The sequence below is a fragment of the Oceanobacillus sp. CF4.6 genome (assembly GCF_051262635.1).
Classification (GTDB): Bacteria; Bacillota; Bacilli; order Bacillales; family Amphibacillaceae; genus Oceanobacillus.
In genome coordinates this window covers 19,114-35,613 of the sequence record NZ_JBIMEX010000006.1, presented here as the reverse complement: position 1 = coordinate 35,613, position 16,500 = coordinate 19,114, and the positions used below count along the sequence as shown (strand labels likewise).

The window sequence follows — 16,500 nt, the reverse complement described above, 5'->3', positions numbered from 1 at the left end:
CCTCCTAGGACTTTATTAATTCTTTCGTATCCTCAAGCCTTACAGAAACAAGTCTTGATACTCCCGATTCCTGCATGGTAACACCGTAAAGGACATCCGCTTCTTCCATCGTCCCTTTCCGGTGTGTAATTACAATAAATTGTGTGTTATCACTGTATAACTTAACATATTTTGCAAACCTAGCAACATTCGCCTCATCCAATGCTGCTTCTACTTCATCTAATATACAGAACGGAACAGGACGTACTCTAAGGATTGCAAAGAGTAATGCGATAGCTGTCAAGGCACGTTCCCCACCTGAAAGCAAACCTAAATGTTGGAGTTTCTTTCCAGGTGGCTGGGCAATAATATCTACTCCAGTATCCAAAAGATTTTTAGGATCTGTCAACTTCAGTTCTGCATGTCCACCACCAAATAATTGTGTGAATACAACTCCAAATTCGTCTTTTATTTTGGTAAAAGTTTCATCGAAAAGATGCTTCATTTCCTCATCCATTTCACTAATCACTTTATATAGGATATCTTTCGCTTCCACTAAATCGTTTCTTTGTTCTGTTAGGAACGTATATCGCTCGGAGATCCGCTCATATTCATCAATTGCCCCAAGATTGACATGCCCAAGACGTTCCACATCCAGCTTCAACTGCTGCACGATAGATTTTGCCTCTTCCATATTTTCTACCTTTTCATATTCCTGCCTGGCCTTCTCGTAAGTAATTATATACTCTGTTTGTAAATGATTTAAACGATTTTCAAGATCAACGTCCAAGCGATTTACCCTCACTTCTTTTTGCTGAATCACTTGTAAATACTGTTGATGATCTTGATTCTCTTCTTTCAATTCACGTTCCATATCTCCGACGAGTTGTGTTTGTCTGGATCTACTATCTCGTATTTCCTGAAGTTTCAAACTGGAGGATTCCTTCTCTTCTTTTGCAGACTGAATCATTTGATCAATATCAGATTCTGTCTCTCCGGAGGTCTCCAGTTCAACAAAATTCATTAATTCTTTTTCAAACTTTTCATGTTGTGCCTTCAAACTGCTTAATTGCTGCTTTACAGAATTCGTTTTTTCACGTTGGTTTTTCACTCGTTCATCTTGCTCAGCGAGTGTAACCTGCAACTGATGCAAGTCACTTTGCATCTGTTCCTTGTTTTCTTTAAGCTTCGCATTCTGATCGGTTAACATCTCAATTTCTTTCTGAATCGATTCCAGTTTTTTCTTGGTTTCTTCCAATTCATCGGTCAAGGTCGCATCACGGATAATTAAATCATTACTATCCTGAACGAATTGGTTTTTATCCATATCATAAATGGAAAGATTATCATTGATGGAAGAAAGCTTCATTTCTACTTGTTTTAAATCTGTACGTAATTCCTGTAACTCATTTTGGACATTGGATATGTCATTTTCTGAAGTAGACAGTTTGCTTTCTAAATCCTGAACATTATTTTTTCTCCGTTTCACCGTTGCTTCAAATTGCAATGCTTTTTCCTGATACGCATGTAACCGTTCTGTCATTTCCTGTAAATCTTTTTCTCTCGTAAAAAGTGATTGATTGGTTTTCTTTTGGGCACCACCAGACATGGAACCACCTGGATTTACAACATCTCCATCTAAGGTAACAACACGGAACCGCCTGTTTACAAGTGCAGCAATTTCATTAGCATCCTTTAATGAACGTGCTAAAATGACGTGCCCCATCAAGTGATTGATAGCTTTTTGATATCGATTACTGGTTTTGACCAGTTCCGATGCAACCCCTATGTACCCTGAGTGATTCTCCATTTTGCGAAGGATATCTTTTGGTATAAATCGCTCCTGTATCGACCCAAGAGGTAGAAATGTAGCTCTTCCATTATTTGTCTTCTTAAGCCAGGCTATGGCGTCTCTTGCCGCTTTATCATCTTTTACGACAATATGTTGTGCTTGTCCACCAAGAACGGTCTCAATTCCTGTAATATAATCGTTAGGCACTTCAATTAACTCAATAACTGCTCCATAAATATTCTCCAGTCTTTTTTCTTCACGAGCTTTTAAGATAGCTTTAACACCATGGAAAAAACCCTGAAAATCCTCCTTCATTTCTTCCAGCATTTCTTTTTTGGATTTCATTTTTTCGATATACTGATATCCCTGATAAAGTTTTGCCTGAGCGTCCTGGAAGTGGCCACGTTCGGACTGTAGATCGCTTTTCAAGTTTTTAATTAAATTTTCTTTTTCAAAGAAATGTTTTTCCTTATCCTTAGAAGCAATTTCCAATTCTTCTTGCTTTGCCAATAATTGCTTACGTAATGTAATGTAGTCCTGAAATTTTTCAGCTTGTTTATCTTTCTTACCGTCTATTTGTTGTAATTGCTGTGCAATGGATTGTTTTTCATTGCGTTTTGCCGCCTGCTTATTAAGTAATTCGATATAATCGGACTTTAGTTCTTCAATCTGTTCGGATATGCTCTCTTTACTCATCGTGAGTTGCATTTCCAAAAGACTGGCATTTTCTTTCGCCTTTTTTCTCTTTTCCTGCAACTCAGCTAGTTCTTTTCCTTCTTTTTTCAACAGATCTTGCAATTTACTTATTTCTTCTGTAGTTTCCTTTTTTTGCAGTTCCAGTTTATCTCTATTTTCTCCAAAATGCTTCGAACGTTCTTCCAATAATTGTTTTTTACCTTCATACTTTTCAAGTTGTTCCGTCGCTGTCAACAAACTGGCCTGTAATGCTTCAATTTCATTATCAAGTTGCTGTGAACGCAACTTTAATTTTTCTAAGTCAGCCTCTTTCCGTTTTATGGCTGTATTTTGATTAGCTTCTGTCATTTTGTCATTTTCGAGTTCCTTTAAAAGCAACTGCCATTCACCGTGAATTTGTTCAATTTCGGTGACTAGAAAAGAGATTTCCTTCTCTTTTAATGTATTTTTTAATTCCATATACGTTGTTGCAGTTTTGGCCTGCTCTTCTAATGGATTAATCTGTTGTTCAATTTCATGGACAATATCTTCAACTCTGTTAAGATTTTCCTGTGTTTCAGCTAATTTATATTCGGATTTCTTTTTCCTTTGTTTATATTTTAGAACACCGGCAGCTTCTTCAAAGATCGTTCTTCGTTCTTCCGCTTTGGAACTGAGAATTTCCTCTACTTTCCCTTGACTTATAATCGAAAAGGCTTCCCGCCCCAGTCCGGAGTCCATGAAAAGATCAATAATATCTTTTAACCGGCAGGACTGTTTATTGATATAGAACTCACTATCACCGGAACGATAAACACGGCGAGTTACACTGACTTCATCATAATCAAGTGATACTCGCTTATCTTCGTTGTCGAGCACAAGTGTCACTTCTGCTATATTCAATGCTTTCCTCGTATCACTGCCTTGGAATATGATATCTTCCATTTTAGAGCCACGTAATGATTTAGCCGATTGTTCACCAAGTACCCATCGTATTGCATCGGTTATATTACTTTTCCCACTACCATTAGGACCTACAACCGCCGTCATTCCAGGTACAAATTCTACATTTATCCGCTCCGCAAATGATTTGAAGCCCACACTTTCCAATCGTTTTAAATACATATACATTCTCCTATTTCAAAAGAAACCTTATCCCTGTGTTCCTTATCATTAATATTCTAAAAAAACTTGGCTTTTTAACTTATTTATTTTATCATAAAGTGAGTAACAAAAGAAGAGCAGTGCCATTCAGACATCATATATTACAGTGGTCAGGAGATCGGGGGGGATAAATATGAATTTAGAAATTGCAAATGAGGAAAACTTGAAAATATTATTGGATGAATTAGCGGATCGGTTAAATGTCGTTAATCGTTCCATCATGGATCCGGAAGATTATAATTTGAATAAATACGAAGATTTGAAATTCATGTATGACATGGTTGTACAAAAAGGTCAACTAAGCGCTTCAGAAACACAAGCTTTTATTACAGAACTAGCTAGCATTAGAAAATAAATTCATTCAAAGTTAGAGGCTGTACCCTATAAAGTGTACAGCCTCTTTATTTTACAGTTTCGAATGATCAAGTGCGTATTTTGCGGCCCGCTGCTCTGCTTCCTTCTTCGTTCTGCCAGTACCTTCACCAGCTATACTACCCTTTATAACTGCTTGAGCAACAAATTCCCTGTTATGAGAAGGTCCTTTTTCTTCTACAATTTTATACTCAATTGACTGATCTTTGCTCTGTTGGACCAATTCCTGTAGTTGACTTTTATAATCCATCGCATGCGAAAAAGCACCTGTATTGATTTTCGGAAAAACATGGACCTTGAGAAATTTCAATGCTATATCAAATCCTTGGTCTAAATAAAGAGCTCCAAGGAAAGCTTCAAACACATCTGCCAAGATTGCAGGCCTTTGCCTACCACCCGTTTGTTCTTCGCCTTTACCTAGCAGAAGATATTCTCCGAAGTTCAGCTCAAGGGCAAAATTCATTAGCGATGGTTCACAAACAATAGCAGCTCTTAATTTAGTCATTTCACCTTCAGGCATATCTTTATTTTTCCTGAAAAGATACTGAGATACACCTAATTCCAAGACTGCATCACCAAGAAATTCAAGACGTTCGTTATCCGAAAACACCGTATTCCGATGCTCATTCACATACGATGAATGTGTAAATGCCTGCTCTATCAGGTTGTGATCTTTAAAGTTAATTTCCAATTGCTTTTCTAATTGGCCCACATCCATGGCTGTCGCCTCCAATTACAATATAGCGAAAGCCCCGCATCAGCGAGACTTTCTGTATGAGGATGTTCAAGAAATTTTGAACATCTTCTATTAGCAAACTAGCGGGATTCCGCAATATAGTTAAGCTTTGCTGTTTATGTAATTCACAGCATCACCTACTGTATTTATGTTTTCAGCATCTTCGTCTGCGATTTCCATGTCAAATTCATCTTCTAATTCCATTACAAGCTCCACTACATCCAATGAATCTGCTTCCAGATCATCTTTAAAAGAGGCTTCCATTGCAATTTTTGATTCATCAACATCAAGACGATCTATGATAATAGCTTTTACACGATCAAATACATCTGCCATCATACTTCACCTCCCTTCAAGTAGTATAAAAGATTTTAGTATGAATTTCTAGTTGGAACAGGTTCGGCCAGTTTCAGCTCTTAAACGGCCTCATGCGCTTTTGGTTTTCACATCACCATTCCTCCATCGATATGTATCGTTTGGCCGGTGATGTAGTTGGCGTCTTCGGATGCCAGGAAGCGAACTACTTTTGCTACGTCTTCGGGCGTTCCTAGTTTTGCGAGCGGGATTAGGCTTAGCATACTTTCTCTTTGTTCTTCATTCAGTTCATTTGTCATATCTGTAGAAATAAATCCAGGTGCCACTGCATTTACCAGAATGTTTCGTGATGCAAGCTCTTTAGCTGTTGTCTTTGTCAGTCCGATGACACCAGCTTTTGCAGCTACATAATTTGCCTGGCCTGGATTCCCACTAACTCCTACAATTGATGCAACGTTAATGATTCTTCCTGCTTTTTGCTTCATCATTTGTCGGGTCACTGACTTCGTACAAATAAAGACACCTTTTAAATTCGTATTAATAACCTGATCAAATTCTTCTTCCTTCATGCGCATCAGCAAATTATCTCTCGTTACTCCAGCATTATTTACTAAAATATCCAAGCTTCCAAATTCACCAATGACATCTTTTACCATTGATTTCACATTCGCTTCATTGGCAACATCCGCTTGAATTTTAAAAGCTTTCACACCAATCTGTTCGATTTCTTCGACTACATCCTGCGCTTTTGCTTCACTGCCTGCATAATTGACTGCAACGTTTGCACCCTGTCTAGCTAGTTCAAGTGCGATTGCTTTTCCTATGCCGCGTGATGCTCCTGTTACGAGTGCATTTTTCCCCTTTAGCATTACGATTCCTCCCTGTACCATGAAATGAAATCACTCATTGATTTAATGTCCTGTACTGCAAAAGTAGGTACTTCTTTGTTTATTTTTCGTAATAAACCAGAAAGAACTTTCCCATTACCTAATTCAACAAAAGCATCGATTCCTTCATCAATCATCTGATTAATTGACTCTTCAAAGCGTACAGGGGAGTATAGCTGTTTGAGGAGCAAATCCTTTATTTCTTCACTTGCGGTGACAGCCTCAGCGGATACATTGGCATATACCGGAATTGTTGCATCTTTGATTGACGTTTTATCTAAATAGCTTGCAAATTCTTCATTTGCAGGCTTCATTAATCTGGAATGAAATGGTCCACTAACATTCAAGGGTAGGACGCGCTTTGCTCCATTTTCCTTCAATAAAGATGAAGCTTTGTCAATTCCCTCTTTCGATCCGGAAATAACGATTTGACCAGGACAGTTCAAGTTTGCAAGATCAACCACTTCATCTGTGATTGTTTGCAAGATTCCAGAAACTTCTTGTTCTGATAGTCCGAGAACAGCAGCCATCGTACCTTGACCTTTCGGGAATGCCTCTTCCATTAACTTCCCACGAACAGCTACAAGTGGTAAGGCATCTTCCAATGTCAACGCATCCGCAGCGACAAGTGCACTGTACTCACCCAGACTATGACCTACAGTCATCGTAGCCTCGACTTTTTCCTGCTGTAATAATTTATGTATAGCGATACTAGTCAAAAGTAGTGCAGGCTGTGCATTTTCGGTTTCTGTCAAGACTTCTTTCGGTCCATCAAACATAATTCCCATTATATCTTTACCTAATACTTCATTTGCTTTTTGAAAAAGTTCCTGTACGAACGGATATTCATCATAAAGTTCTTTCCCCATTCCAACAGTCTGCGAACCTTGGCCCGGAAACATAAAAGCAACACGTTTCATACCATCACTCCTTATCTAATTGTATTGATTCAACCGTTGTTTTAATCGTATTCGTAACATCATGTTCAACCATATGGTTTGCCTGTTTAATAGCACTTACAATCGCCCTGCTTTTGGAAGAACCATGCGCTTTAATAACAGGAGCAGCTAGTCCAAATAAACCAGCACCACCATATTCCGAGTAATCCAGTTTATTTTTTAGTCCTCGCAAATCATTTTTCATAAGTCCAGCTGCAAGCTTTGTTTTTGTTGAGGACATAAACGTTTCCTTCAATAACGTGAAAACAGTTTGTGCCGTACCCTCGATTGTTTTCAGTGCGATATTTCCGCTGAAGCCATCTGTAACGACAACATCTGCTGCACGATTAAATATATCTCTTGCTTCCACATTTCCGATAAAATTAATCGGAGCTTTTTTCAACTGTTCAAATGCTTTTTTTGTGAGCTCATTTCCTTTTCCTTCTTCAGTACCTATGTTAAGCAGTCCTACAGTAGGATTTGGGATTCCACGGACTTTCTCTGTGTATATGGAACCCATGATTGCATATTGAACTAAATGGTTTGCTTTCGCATCCACATTTGCACCGACATCAAGCATGAGAAAACCTTTTCCATCAACCGTTGGTAAAGTAGGACTCAATGCTGGTCTGTCTATTCCGGGAATTCTTCCAACTACAAATAACCCAGCACTCATTAATGCCCCAGTATTTCCAGCTGAGATACATGCATCAGCTCGTCCTTCTTTAACAGCTTGTGCCATTAATACCAAGGACGCATTTTTCTTACGACGCACTGCTCGTACAGGTTCATCATCACTTGTTATTACTTCATCGGTATGTACGATCTCGATATTGTTATCATTTGTTAATAACGGTTTGATCTGATTTTCATCACCAAACAGGGTAATGGTCAAATTATCGATTTCTGATACTGCGTTCATAGCACCTAGAACAATTTCTTTTGGCGCATTGTCGCCACCCATCGCATCAATTGCTAATTTCATTTCCATATTCCCCTTTATTATCGTTTGATTGATACATATAGAATAGACCAGTAAAGACTTTCTCATTATCTACAAAACTATTTACCTGTACAATGGTGCGGTCTTTTTCATCTTTACCTTGTATGATTGCCTTTGCAATCACACGCTCTCCTTCAATAACCTGGCGTGTAAATTTCACTTCAGATTTTGCAGTAAGAGCCAGTTCATCGTTAATAACAGCAACAGCCAATGAATTGGCCTGGGCAAACAAATGATGACCCCTTGCTATTTTATTTCTGGAAAACACGAGGTCAAGGGTGATATCTAAAATTGATATTGCACGCTTGTCCAATTCCAAATCTATAATTTCACCAATCACTTCATCAAGTGGCAAAGCTTTTACTGTCTCATTCCATTGATTTGTCGCAACATACTTTATACGCTCTCTCAATTCTGGAATGCTCAACTCCATACGATCTAATCGTATCGTTTGAATACTTACATTGTACTCTTTTGCAAGTTGCTCATCCGTAATGAAGGGACTTTGTTCAATTTTTTCTTTTAGTAGTTGTTGACGTTCAGTTTTTGTTTTTTTCATAGGGGCACCATCCACAATCATTTAATTCACTGCTTTTATGACTTGGTACTAATAGTAATATATAATACCGTCTTTAATTATGCAAGTTAACCATCAATCCAATTTATCCGTGAAGGAAAATTGGTTTTCAATGTAATGTCTTAATGGATAATAATCTTCATCGTTCTCTAGCAGGTTTTCCTCAATAATTTCCTGTGCGTCCTTCCGTGCAGTTTCCAATGCTCGATAGTCATGAATCATATCTGCGACTTTAAATTCAGGAACACCACTTTGCTTTTTCCCAAAGAAATCGCCGGGTCCGCGTAATTTTAAATCCTGTTCAGAAAGTTCAAATCCATCTGTTGTTTCTGTCATAATACGCATGCGCTCTTTTCCTACTTCACCTTTTGGTTCGGAAATAAGGATACAATAACTTTGCTTTTTACCCCTTCCAACCCTTCCTCTTAATTGGTGGAGTTGCGATAAACCGAACCTATCAGCATCATAGATGACCATAATCGTTGCATTTGGAACATTCACACCAACTTCAACTACGGTCGTTGAAACGAGTACTTGTAAGTCATTCGCAGCAAACTGTTTCATAACCCCGTCTTTTTCTGCGGCAGGAAGTCTTCCGTGCATTAATCCGACTTTCACTTCTTTCGGGAAATATTCCTGAAGCTGGTGAAACAAATCAACCGCATTCTGTATATCCAGCTTATCCGATTCCTCAATTAATGGACTGACTACATACGCTTGTTCCCCTTCGGCAACACGTTGCTCGATGAAGGTTAAAATTCTTTCAAATGTATTTTCCTTTGCCCAAAGCGTTTCAATTTCTTTCCGTCCAGCAGGCATTTCATCAATAACGGAAACATCCATATCACCAAAAGCAGTAATCGCAAGCGTCCGTGGTATGGGTGTTGCAGTCATAAACAGTACATCAGGATTTAACCCCTTATCTCTAAGAATCCGTCTTTGTTCCACGCCAAATCGGTGCTGCTCATCTACAATCGCAAAGCCCAAGTCATTAAATATTACTTCATCCTGAATCAGTGCATGTGTACCAACTACTATATCCGCTTCATGATTTAGGACCTTTGCTAAAATCTCTTTTCTTTTCTTGCCTTTAATAGAGCCCGTAAGCAAAACGATTTTAGCCCGTTCTCCAAATAGTTCTGTAAGCGACTGGTAATGTTGTTCAGCAAGAATTTCAGTTGGAACCATTAATGCCCCCTGTTTTCCAGCAGTGATGGAAGCATAGAGACTAATTGCAGCTACCGCTGTTTTACCTGATCCAACATCCCCTTGCAGCAATCGATTCATGCGATATGGCGATTTTAAATCAGCCAATATTTGATTAAGCGATTTCTCTTGGGCGCTAGTTAATGAAAAAGGAAAGCTACCTATAAATTCCTGGACTAGTATTGGATCGTAGTGTTGTGCATTACCTTGGGTTGACTCCCGTTTTAACTTACGCAACAGCTGCATTTTGAGCTGAAAAAGCAGGAATTCCTCATATGTAAATCGGCGTCGTGCATGTTTTAAAGCTACTCTATCTTTTGGAAAATGCATCGTGAATAATGCATCTTTACGATTTGGTATTTTATAGGACTGAAGATATCTCTCCGGTAAAATTTCATGTATTCCAGTTCCGTAATCAGTTAATGCCTTCTGAATTACTTTTTTCAATTTTATATTCGTAAAATCTCCTTTAACGGAATAAATCGGATTAATCTTCTCCTGATCCTCAGCGGGACCAACTTTGTAATTGCTGACTGTTATTTGTAATCTATGGGCATCCCATTTACCTGTTAACGTGATTATATTTTCGGCTTGAATTTGCTTTTTAGCAAAGGCCCGGTTAAACATAACCGCTTTAATCGCTACACCTTCAACTTCTACAGTAAATGACAGTCTTGATTTCTTCCTTCCAAAAAAAGTGAGGGAAGGATCATTTAATACCCTTCCCTCAATTGTTACTTTATCTTCATGTATCAATTCACTAAGTGGTCTAATTTCATATACATCATAACGATATGGGAAATAGTAAATCAGATCGACAATCGTGTGTATGTGCATCAACGATAAGTCTTCTGCAGCTTTAGCTCCAACGCCTTTGATTTCAGTTACAAGTTCACTTATCACAGCAAATCACTCTTTCTACATCGTAGTTCCATAGATTTTTTCTTTAAGCAATCTGCCTGTTGGTGTATCTGCCAATCCACCTTCACCAGTTTCACGTAAACTGGATGGCATTTGTCTTCCAATACGGTACATTGCCCCAATAACTTCATCACATGGGATTTTGCTCGTTACGCCTGCAAGCGCCATGTCAGCAGATACAATTGCTAAGGAAGACCCTGCGGCATTTCGTTTAACACAAGGTACTTCCACAAGGCCGGCAACGGGATCACAGACAAGTCCAAGCATATTTTTCAATGTCATTGCAAATGCCTCTGAAGATTGCTGTGGTGTACCACCGGCCATCTCAACAATCGCTGCTGCAGCCATTGCGCCGGCAGATCCGATTTCAGCCTGACATCCGCCTGCTGCCCCTGAAATAAATGCGTTATTTGCAACGACAAATCCAAACGCTCCCGCAGTAAATAAATACCGAATCATTTGTTCACGTGTTGGATGAAGTTGTTCTTTTACAGCAAATAATGTTCCTGGAACACAGCCGGCACTTCCTGCAGTCGGAGTGGCACAGATAATGCCCATTGCTGCATTTACTTCATTCGTTCCCATTGCTTTACTCACGGCATCCATCATCAGATGGCCAGATAACGGAGTTTTTTCTTTCATATACTTTTGAATACGTACAGCATCACCACCAGTTAGTCCAGTTACCGACTGGACACCTTGCATCGCATCATCGATTGCCCTTTCCATAACTTGCAGATTCTTTTCCATTTCTTCATAAACTTCTTCTCGTGTTCTTTCCTTAACATCCATTTCCTGACGTATCATCACTTCAGAAATTAATATATTTTCCTTCTCTGCTATTTCAACCAATTCGGCGACTGTTCGAAACATCATAAAACTCCTCTCCTTAATCAGCTGACAATTTTAGAAATCTGGATGATATGGTCGGCTCCCTCCAACTCTTTTAAAATGGTATCCTCGACATTTTGATCGACTTCAATGACCATTAATGCTTCTTTACCAACATCTTTACGATTTACTTCCATATGCCCAATGTTAACTTCATACTTGGCGAGAATTCTTGTTACAGATGCAATCGCACCGAACCGATCGTTATGCATTATTAGAATGGCAGGATGATTACCTGATAAACGGAGTTCGAAGCCATTAAGTTCCGTGATTTCAACTTTCCCCCCACCAATCGATATTCCGATAAGCTCGAGCTGGTCAGAATCATTCCCAATGATTAAACGAGCAGTATTAGGATGATCTACGGCAGCACTATCTTCAATAAATTCAATTTCAAGACCTTTTTCCTTAGCAATATCCAGTGCCTTACTCATTTGTAGATCATCTGTTTCAAAACCTAATAATCCACCTGCCAAAGCAAAGTCTGTTCCATGTCCTTTATATGTTTTAGCAAAGGATTCATATAAATGAATTTTTGCCCATTTCGGTTGCTTTCCAAATAAGTTACGGGCAGCTTTACCTATACGTGCAGCTCCTGCCGTATGTGAGCTTGATGGGCCAACCATGACTGGACCGATAATATCAAATACTGAATTATATTTCACATGTATGCACCACCTATTTTATTTGTATAAATCTAGTTCTATTGTAAAGTATAACAAAAAAGACTATAATAATCATTTGTGGATTATAGAATTAGTGTATGTCTTGAAAATCTGTCCTATTTGATATTTAATTTATTAATGTGATAGATATAGGCTGCACGATGTCCGGTAATCGGGTGGGAGAGGGACGTAAGACATATGAGGAATTTTTATGAACCAATCAAGTACTAAACAAACAGCACCTTTAAGAAATGAAATCATTGCTGGTATCATTGGCTATTTTACGACTGTGTATATCGTAATTGTCAATGGATCCATTTTAAGTGAAGCTGGAATTACCCTGGAAACTGGAATGATTGCTACTATTATAGCCAGTTTTGTTGGCACAATGGTAATGGGGATTTTCGGAAAGCTTCCATTGATCCTAATCCCAGGAATGGGGATCAATGCATTATTTGCATATTCGATAATTGGGAATAATGGTTTTACATTTCAGGAAGGCTTGGCTGTCGTTCTTGTCGCAGGACTTATTTTCCTAATTACTGCATTCAGTAAGCTCGGCGTAATATTGAAAGATGCCATTCCAAATTCACTTAAACACGGAATCACCGTGGGACTCGGTTTTTTCTTGATTCTATTAGGACTTGAAAATAGTGGCCTTATTATAAGCGGGGAAAGTACAATAATTGAAATTGGTGACTTTACATCAACAACAGTGATCGTAAGTCTGATAACTCTATTCATCGCCATCTTTTTATTTGTAAAGAATATCCCTGCAAACTTCTTACTTACAATGGTCGTCGGAACAATTCTTGCAGCGCTCTTCGGTTTACCAAACACAGAAGTTAGTACTGTCAGCGTCAATATGAGCGAGCTTTTATTTATGCCCTCGTTCACGGCAGCTGGACAATTTTCTTTCTGGCTTGCTGTATTTCCATTAGCCTTGATTCTCATTTTTGAAAATATGGGGATTCTCAGCGGTCAGCTCGAAATGCTACATCGAGAAAAAAGCTATAAGAAAGCATTTCGAATTACAGCATTCTCGGCAACAGCTTCCGCATTTTTCGGCACTTCACCAACAGTTTCGGGAGCTGAAAATGCAGCCGTAATTGCTTCAGGTGGTAAAACAGGCAAAGCAGCAATCACAGCAGGACTTTTATTCCTGGCTACCATTTTTATTATTCCATGGATCTCCATGGTTCCTAATTCTGCGATCAGTCCGATATTAATCATCGTTGGATTTTTAATGGCTCAAAACATCCGCCATTTGCCTTTAGATAACGTTGCAGAGAGTATTCCCGCAATGCTGATTGTAGTTATGATTCCATTCACATACAGCATCGGTGATGGGATGGCTTTTGGTTTTATTGCATACCCAATTGTTAAAGCTGCTTTAGGTAAACAGCAAGAACTAAGTAAGCCATTACTTGCCATATCGATATTATTTTCATTAAGTTTTATAATGAAAATCGTTGGTCTTTAAACGAATCGCCTTCAGTTCCGTTTGAACTGGAGGCGATTTGTTTCAATCATTTCATTCGCCAACCCTTTTGGCGAGTACCCTGCCATCCTATCTGCCAAAAAAGGACTATACATTTATTTGTATAGTCCTTTTAAACTTCATTTATTCCACGGAGAAAATATAGGAATATATAGGTTGATTACCGTTATGAACTTCAATTTCAACATCTTCATATGTTTCTTCAATGTAAGATACAAGTTCCTTTACTTCTATATCATCTACATCCTCACCATATAAGATAGTTAGGATTTCATCATCATCCGAAATCATTTCCTTCAGTAATAATTTCACTGCTTCTGATTTTTCTTTGTGTGTTGCAACGATTTTCCCTTCATCAATTCCCATGAAATTACCGTTTTCAATTGTAATACCCTCAATTTTGGTATCTCTGACCGCATATGTGATTTGGCCGGTTTTCACATGCTTGCGGGCTTCATCCATTGCGTCCCTATTTTCATTAATATCCGATTCCGGGTGAAATGCAAGCATTGCACTAATCCCTTGTGGAATCGTTTTAGTAGGAACTACCTTCACATTCTCTTTTGCCAGTTCAGCAGCCTGATCGGCAGCCATAAGTATATTTTTGTTATTTGGCAAAATAAGTATGCTTTTAGCTTTCGCTTTTTTGATGGCATCGGTAATGTCCTGCGTACTCGGATTCATCGTTTGTCCACCTTCAATTACGACAGATGCACCAAGACTTTCAAACAATGCTTTAAGTCCGCTTCCTATTGCAACTGTAATAATCGCATATTCACTCTTTTCTTTAGGAGTGGATCTTTTTTCCTGATCTCCTACAAGAGCTGTATGTTGTTCACGCATATTTTCTATTTTTATATTGATTAGACTACCAAACTGCTGCCCCAATGTCATACATGTTCCAGGAGTCTCGGAATGTACATGGACTTTTATAATATCTTCATCCGAAACAACCAATAGAGAATCACCCAGTTCACTAAGTTCATTACGGAATTCCTCTTCACTGAATGGATTTTCTGCCAGCTTTTCATCTTCAAATTTCACCATGAATTCTGTGCAGTATCCAAATACGATATCTGAAGTGTTCATAAAATCCTGTGTCACTTTATGATGTTCTGCATTAACCATTTCTTCCATTTTAACTTCTGTTGTACCCTCTGGAAGTTCTTCACCCTTTAAGGCAGCTAAAAATCCTTCATAAATTGTCACAAGGCCTTGTCCACCTGAATCCACTACACCGACTTCTTTTAAAACCGGTAGTAAATCAGGAGTTCTTTGAAGGGAAGCTTTAGCTTCAGCCAAAACTTTTTCCATAAATACAATAATGTCTGTTTCTTTTTCAGACTCACTAACTGCTTTCTTTCCAGCATCTTTTGCTACTGTTAAAATTGTACCTTCCACAGGCTTCATTACAGCTTTATATGCTGTTACAACACCCGCATCAAAGGCCGCGGCAAGATCTGGTACTGTTAGTTCTTCTTTTTTCCCCATTCCTCTTGCAAAACCACGGAATATTTGAGACAAAATTACACCTGAGTTTCCTCTGGCTCCCATTAATAAACCCTTTGCGAAAGCATTTGCTACTTCAGAAACGTTGTTAGTGTTCAGTTTTTTGACTTCATTCGCTCCTGATGTCATCGATAAATTCATATTTGTACCAGTATCACCATCTGGTACCGGAAATACATTTAATGCATCAATTTTATTGGCATTGTTCGTTAAATGGTGTGCTCCAGAGAGTACCATTTGTGTTAAAGTAACGCCATCTAACTTTTCAACCGTCACTATGCTTCCTCCTCCAAACTGCAGCAATTTAATCTTTTGCTACACGCACTCCTTGAATATATATATTTACTGAGTCAATTGCTAAACCTAATGATTGACTTAATGTATATTTCACTTGTGATTGCACATTATTAGCCACTTCAGAAATTTTTGTACCATAGCTTACGATAATATACATATCAATATGAAGTTTCTCCTCTTCCTGGCGAACTACAATCCCACGGGAGTAATTCTCTTTTCTCAGGATTTCGGCAATACCGTCTCTTATTTGGCTTTTAGATGCCATTCCTACAATACCATAACATTCTACTGCTGTCCCACCTGCAATGGTAGCAATAACTTCATTTGTAATTGTTACCTGACCATCATTTGTATTAAGTTCAATGGACATAAGAATCCTCCTTAAAAGTACATGTCAAAAAAATAGCTGCATATGAGCTATCATTCCTTTTACTACTAAAACACCAAAACATATTATATAGCAAATTATACTATAGCCTGTATGTATTTAAAAGCAACTACTAATATAAAGTAATAAAATTCTACACAAAAAAATCCTCTTTTCACAATGGATGATTTCACATTATCTGTCAAGTGTTTTATCTTTATCCTCTATTTAAAGAGAAAATGCCTGTATATCAGTGCATAGACCTCGATGATCAATTCGTTAAAATGTATGATTGATAAAAGATTGATTGCATTATCAGCTTACTTATGATAAATTATATAAGTATTAAATGACACATGATAGAGTAAGGAGGGATTAACATGGCTAGAAAATGTGTTGTAACTGGACGTCAAACTCGCAGTGGAAACCAACGCTCTCACGCTATGAATTCCAGCAAGCGTAATTGGAAAGCTAATGTGCAAAAAGTACGTATTATGGTAGACGGAAAACCTAAAAAAGTTTACGTTTCTGCACGTGCCCTGAAATCAGGTAAAGTAGAGCGCGTATAACATACTGTAACTACATTAGTTGATAAAACAAAAAACACCCGATGTGCATGCATTAGGTGTTTTTTTATGTGTTTTTTTATGCCTTTTTTTATTCGGACTCTTTTTCCCCATTTCTCTATTGCGATGTCTGACAGGT

Annotated in this window: 15 protein-coding genes; 3 read left to right on the top strand and 12 right to left on the bottom strand. The window is 38.3% G+C overall.

Annotated elements, in window-relative coordinates; translation table 11 throughout:
• Positions 1-4: 4 nt before the first annotated feature.
• Positions 5-3,571 (bottom strand): chromosome segregation protein SMC, encoded by a 3,567-nt coding sequence (smc, locus tag ACHABU_RS10805; protein ID WP_435764855.1) that lies wholly within the window; start codon positions 3,569-3,571, stop codon positions 5-7.
• Between the two features lie 172 nt (positions 3,572-3,743).
• Here smc and ACHABU_RS10800 point away from each other — a divergent pair, with 172 nt between their 5' ends.
• On the top strand, positions 3,744-3,965 hold the full coding sequence (locus ACHABU_RS10800) for a DUF1128 domain-containing protein (protein ID WP_435764854.1): 222 nt from the start codon (positions 3,744-3,746) through the stop codon (positions 3,963-3,965).
• A 51-nt stretch (positions 3,966-4,016) separates the two neighbouring features.
• Here ACHABU_RS10800 and rnc read toward each other — a convergent pair whose 3' ends face one another.
• From rnc to sdaAB, 9 genes are all read right to left on the bottom strand, one after another.
• Complete coding sequence (rnc, locus tag ACHABU_RS10795; protein WP_435764853.1) at positions 4,017-4,700, bottom strand: ribonuclease III; 684 nt, start codon at positions 4,698-4,700, stop codon at positions 4,017-4,019.
• Between the two features lie 120 nt (positions 4,701-4,820).
• The gene (gene acpP / locus ACHABU_RS10790; protein ID WP_435765068.1) at positions 4,821-5,054 is read right to left on the bottom strand and encodes an acyl carrier protein; all 234 of its coding nucleotides are present in this window, start codon (positions 5,052-5,054) and stop codon (positions 4,821-4,823) included.
• Positions 5,055-5,161: 107 nt separating this feature from the next.
• Positions 5,162-5,902 (bottom strand): 3-oxoacyl-[acyl-carrier-protein] reductase, encoded by a 741-nt coding sequence (gene fabG / locus ACHABU_RS10785; RefSeq protein ID WP_435764852.1) that lies wholly within the window; start codon positions 5,900-5,902, stop codon positions 5,162-5,164.
• Positions 5,902-6,840: an ACP S-malonyltransferase gene (fabD, locus tag ACHABU_RS10780; protein ID WP_435764851.1), complete on the bottom strand. Its 939-nt coding sequence runs from the start codon at positions 6,838-6,840 to the stop codon at positions 5,902-5,904. Before fabD ends, fabG begins: the two co-directional genes overlap by 1 nt.
• Before the next feature lie 4 nt (positions 6,841-6,844).
• Positions 6,845-7,843: a phosphate acyltransferase PlsX gene (gene plsX, locus ACHABU_RS10775; RefSeq protein ID WP_435764850.1), complete on the bottom strand. Its 999-nt coding sequence runs from the start codon at positions 7,841-7,843 to the stop codon at positions 6,845-6,847.
• Entirely contained in the window at positions 7,827-8,420 is a 594-nt protein-coding gene (gene fapR, locus ACHABU_RS10770) for a transcription factor FapR (protein WP_435764849.1), read from the bottom strand. The genes plsX and fapR overlap by 17 nt, the downstream gene beginning before the upstream one ends.
• 93 nt (positions 8,421-8,513) lie before the next feature.
• Positions 8,514-10,547, bottom strand: a complete 2,034-nt coding sequence (gene recG, locus ACHABU_RS10765) for an ATP-dependent DNA helicase RecG (protein WP_435764848.1) — start codon at positions 10,545-10,547, stop codon at positions 8,514-8,516.
• Between the two features lie 15 nt (positions 10,548-10,562).
• Complete coding sequence (sdaAA, locus tag ACHABU_RS10760; RefSeq protein WP_435765067.1) at positions 10,563-11,438, bottom strand: L-serine ammonia-lyase, iron-sulfur-dependent, subunit alpha; 876 nt, start codon at positions 11,436-11,438, stop codon at positions 10,563-10,565.
• A gap of 20 nt (positions 11,439-11,458) precedes the next feature.
• Entirely contained in the window at positions 11,459-12,121 is a 663-nt protein-coding gene (gene sdaAB / locus ACHABU_RS10755) for an L-serine ammonia-lyase, iron-sulfur-dependent subunit beta (RefSeq protein ID WP_435764847.1), read from the bottom strand.
• A gap of 211 nt (positions 12,122-12,332) precedes the next feature.
• Between sdaAB and ACHABU_RS10750 the strand changes: the two genes are divergently transcribed.
• Positions 12,333-13,604 carry an NCS2 family permease gene (locus tag ACHABU_RS10750; RefSeq protein ID WP_435764845.1) on the top strand — a complete coding sequence of 424 codons (1,272 nt, stop codon included), beginning with the start codon at positions 12,333-12,335 and terminating at the stop codon, positions 13,602-13,604.
• Between the two features lie 141 nt (positions 13,605-13,745).
• Here ACHABU_RS10750 and ACHABU_RS10745 read toward each other — a convergent pair whose 3' ends face one another.
• The gene (locus ACHABU_RS10745; RefSeq protein WP_435764844.1) at positions 13,746-15,407 is read right to left on the bottom strand and encodes a DAK2 domain-containing protein; all 1,662 of its coding nucleotides are present in this window, start codon (positions 15,405-15,407) and stop codon (positions 13,746-13,748) included.
• Between the two features lie 28 nt (positions 15,408-15,435).
• Positions 15,436-15,798, bottom strand: coding sequence for an Asp23/Gls24 family envelope stress response protein (locus ACHABU_RS10740; protein ID WP_379495669.1), 363 nt, complete (start codon positions 15,796-15,798; stop codon positions 15,436-15,438).
• 377 nt (positions 15,799-16,175) lie between these two features.
• Between ACHABU_RS10740 and rpmB the strand changes: the two genes are divergently transcribed.
• The gene (rpmB, locus tag ACHABU_RS10735) at positions 16,176-16,364 is read left to right on the top strand and encodes a 50S ribosomal protein L28 (protein WP_435764843.1); all 189 of its coding nucleotides are present in this window, start codon (positions 16,176-16,178) and stop codon (positions 16,362-16,364) included.
• Positions 16,365-16,500: the final 136 nt, after the last annotated feature.

Excerpts from the sequence above, each read along its gene's own strand:
- smc (WP_435764855.1), bottom strand. The coding sequence starts at position 3,571 with ATGTATTTAAAACGATTGGAAAGTGTGGGCTTCAAATCATTTGCGGAG.
- ACHABU_RS10800 (WP_435764854.1), top strand. The coding sequence starts at position 3,744 with ATGAATTTAGAAATTGCAAATGAGGAAAACTTGAAAATATTATTGGAT.
- rnc (WP_435764853.1), bottom strand. The coding sequence starts at position 4,700 with ATGGATGTGGGCCAATTAGAAAAGCAATTGGAAATTAACTTTAAAGAT.
- acpP (WP_435765068.1), bottom strand. The coding sequence starts at position 5,054 with ATGGCAGATGTATTTGATCGTGTAAAAGCTATTATCATAGATCGTCTT.
- fabG (WP_435764852.1), bottom strand. The coding sequence starts at position 5,902 with ATGCTAAAGGGGAAAAATGCACTCGTAACAGGAGCATCACGCGGCATA.
- fabD (WP_435764851.1), bottom strand. The coding sequence starts at position 6,840 with ATGAAACGTGTTGCTTTTATGTTTCCGGGCCAAGGTTCGCAGACTGTT.
- plsX (WP_435764850.1), bottom strand. The coding sequence starts at position 7,843 with ATGAAATTAGCAATTGATGCGATGGGTGGCGACAATGCGCCAAAAGAA.
- fapR (WP_435764849.1), bottom strand. The coding sequence starts at position 8,420 with ATGAAAAAAACAAAAACTGAACGTCAACAACTACTAAAAGAAAAAATT.
- sdaAA (WP_435765067.1), bottom strand. The coding sequence starts at position 11,438 with ATGTTTCGAACAGTCGCCGAATTGGTTGAAATAGCAGAGAAGGAAAAT.
- ACHABU_RS10750 (WP_435764845.1), top strand. The coding sequence starts at position 12,333 with ATGAACCAATCAAGTACTAAACAAACAGCACCTTTAAGAAATGAAATC.
- ACHABU_RS10740 (WP_379495669.1), bottom strand. The coding sequence starts at position 15,798 with ATGTCCATTGAACTTAATACAAATGATGGTCAGGTAACAATTACAAAT.
- rpmB (WP_435764843.1), top strand. The coding sequence starts at position 16,176 with ATGGCTAGAAAATGTGTTGTAACTGGACGTCAAACTCGCAGTGGAAAC.